This window comes from Paenibacillus sp. OT2-17 (assembly GCF_009827695.1).
Lineage (GTDB): Bacteria > Bacillota > Bacilli > Paenibacillales > Paenibacillaceae > Paenibacillus > Paenibacillus polymyxa_B.
The window spans coordinates 1-2062 of record NZ_WUDQ01000622.1; the positions used below are offsets into that span (position 1 = coordinate 1).

Here is a 2062-nt window from a genome sequence, read left to right on the forward strand (position 1 = left end):
CGACACAAATGGCACCACCCACTAAAAAAGCCCATAGAAATATCATACTGTTCCTCCCGCTTCAAAAGCTACAGCATGGGCAACACAAGGAATGCTTTCACCCTGCTGTGTAGTCAAAGGAGATAATAACGCTCCGGTCGCCACGACCAGTACCTTTTGCAGCTCTCCTTTTTCAATCCTCTTCAACAAATGCCCGTAGGTTACAACAGCCGAGCAGCCACAACCACTGCCTCCTGCAATGACTTTCTTTTGCTTATTGATGTCGTAAATCAGCAAACCGCAATCATTAAATTCCGTCTGATTCATATCGAACCCATCTTTTTTGAGCAGCTCCTTGGCAATCGGTAGCCCCACTGAGGCTAAATCGCCCGTTACAATGAGATCATAGTAACCAGGGTCACGGCCAGTATCTCGAAAATGAGACAACAGCGTATCCGCAGCCGCGGGAGCCATGGCTCCACCCATATTAAAAGGGTCTTTAATGCCCATATCCATTACACGTCCAATGGTAGCACAATCTACCACCGTCCCTGACTTGGCATGTCCTACAATTGCGGCGCCGGAACCGGTAACAGTATACTGAGCCGTAGGAGGCTTCTGTGATCCGTATTCATTAGGATAGCGGAATTGTTTTTCTACAGTACAGTTATGGCTGGTCGTACCCGCCATCACGTAGTCACCGGCCTCTGAGTCCACAATAAGTGCGGCTAAGGCTAAGCTTTCCATTGATGTTGAGCAGGCTCCAAAAACACCCAAATAGGGAATAGCCAGCTTGCTAGCCGAAAAGGAGCTACTGATAATCTGATTCATCAGATCACCACTAATAAAAAACTGCACTTCTTCTTTGTTCAAATTGGCATTAATTAGCGCCAGCTCTGTAGAATGCTCAATCAATCTACGTTCCGCTTTTTCCCACGTTTTCTCGTTGATTTCTATATTGTCATAAATATAATCAAAATCTGTGGACAACGGCCCTTCTCCTTCATCCGGGCCCACAACAGTGGCACTTCCAATAATGCGCGGTCTCGATTCAAACTTCCAGGTTTGCCCGCCCTGTCTTCTCATAAGTGATTGCCTCCTACACCAAGGATGGCATATATAACGCCTACGATAAATGCAGCCACCACCCCGAATACGATAACTGAGCCTGCCAGCTTGAACATATTCGCGCCCACTCCGAGCACCAGTCCCTCAGAACGATATTCCAATGCAGCCGAACACATGGAGTTAGCAAAGCCTGTAATGGGCACAGCGGTTCCTGCTCCTGCCCATTGAGCAACCTTATCGTAAACCCCGATACAGGTTAATATGACCGCCAACAAGATCATCATCGATGAGGTCGGCGGGGCGGCCTCCTTGGCTGATATGTGCATTCCTGCCATAAAAGCCTCTTGAATCGCCTGTCCAATCACACATATCCCGCCTCCAACCAGAAAAGCGCGCACACAATTGGCAAATACTTTTCTCGAGGGTTCATGCTTTTGTGAAATATTCTGATAGTCCTTCTCATTTATGGACAGCGGCGACGTATTGGTACGAAAACCGCGCTGCCCGGATTTAGCTGGCATCATTCACCACCCCTTATCTGTAAGTTTTCGCGCTTGGCGGTTCGAATTGCTTGGGTCTTTTTCATTATGAGCTTTTTGGAGAAATGTTATGTCAGGAAAATGATATTGTGGACATTCGATACAAATCCATTCATACTGAATACATGACGACCACTGGTTAATTAATAAGGAGTGAGGTATACATCATGGAATCAAAAACATTGGAATTGTTTAAAACCTTAACGGAGTTTCCTTCCATTCCTGGACATGAGCGTGAGTTGCGGGCATGGGTTAAGGAACGAATATCCGGTTATACCGATGAAATCGTGCAAGATCGATTGGGCAGTCTTTTTGGGGTGCTACGCGGTCAAGAGAGTGGACCACGTGTAATGGTGGCAGGCCATCTGGATGAAGTCGGTTTTATCGTGAATGGTATTACGGAAACTGGAATGATTCGTTTTCAGCCGGTTGGAGGCTGGTGGAGCCAAGCCATTATGTCACAACGTCTTCAAGTA

Annotated in this window: 2 protein-coding genes and 1 pseudogene; 1 reads left to right on the top strand and 2 read right to left on the bottom strand. The window is 46.9% G+C overall.

The genetic code is table 11. The features are described from left to right. Nucleotides 1–42: 42 nt before the first annotated feature. Both spoVAD and spoVAC read right to left on the bottom strand, forming a co-directional pair. Nucleotides 43–1065, bottom strand: a complete 1023-nt coding sequence (spoVAD, locus tag GRP75_RS25350) for a stage V sporulation protein AD (RefSeq protein WP_023989537.1) — start codon at nt 1063–1065, stop codon at nt 43–45. Continuing rightward, nucleotides 1062–1568 carry a stage V sporulation protein AC gene (gene spoVAC, locus GRP75_RS25355; protein WP_023989538.1) on the bottom strand — a complete coding sequence of 169 codons (507 nt, stop codon included), beginning with the start codon at nt 1566–1568 and terminating at the stop codon, nt 1062–1064. Before spoVAC ends, spoVAD begins: the two co-directional genes overlap by 4 nt. 185 nt (nt 1569–1753) lie before the next feature. Here spoVAC and GRP75_RS25360 point away from each other — a divergent pair. After that, nucleotides 1754–2062 (top strand): annotated as a pseudogene (locus GRP75_RS25360) (peptidase M28); the annotation flags it as partial.